Below are 602 nucleotides of genomic sequence, written 5' to 3' on the forward strand. Positions count from 1 at the left end.
GTTCGTTGACGGCCCGTACGGCGTCCGCGTACTCGTCGTCGCGGCCCTTGAACGCGACCGGCTCCTCGGCCGCCGGATCGGCCGCGACCCGCCGGGCACCGAGCCGCAGCGCGGCCAGCGGCCTGGTCATCGAGCGGGCGCTGTGCACCCCGGCGCCGAGGGCGACCAGCAGGGCGGCGCCGACGATGCCGATGCGCAGCTCGAGGTCGGTGACCTCGTCGTCCCGCAGCCGGGCGAGCTGGGCGGCCTCGGACGAGGCCAGCGAGGACTGCGCGCCGCGCATCCGGTCGATCCGGGTGTCCAGGCCGGCCTGGACGCGGTCCTCGTCGAGGAAGAAGTCATTGCCCGCGAAGCGGTTCTGGTCGGTGAGCCGGGCGAGATAGCGCTCGGCGTCGCTGACCTCGGTGCCGTTGACGGTGCGGTCGTAGGCGTCGCGCATGGCGGCCGGGGCGAGCTGCTCGAAGTCGGCGAGCGCGGACTGCTCGCGGAGGTTGGTCCGCTGGGCGGCGGAGACCAGCGTGGGCTGGCCGCCGCCCGCGTCGAGCGCGGCCAGCAGCAGTCCGCGGGTGGCGGACGCCTCCTCGACCGCGCGGCCGAGCGGG

1 protein-coding gene is annotated in these 602 nt (G+C 75.9%); it reads right to left on the reverse strand.

Annotated features, from left to right (window positions below; genetic code table 11):
- On the reverse strand, positions 1 to 602 hold a 602-nt coding region (locus tag KN815_RS48890), incomplete at both ends, for a nitrate- and nitrite sensing domain-containing protein (RefSeq protein ID WP_216348173.1).

Origin of the sequence: Streptomyces niphimycinicus (assembly GCF_018883605.1) — a bacterium.
In the GTDB taxonomy this organism is placed as follows: Bacteria; Actinomycetota; Actinomycetes; order Streptomycetales; family Streptomycetaceae; genus Streptomyces; species Streptomyces niphimycinicus.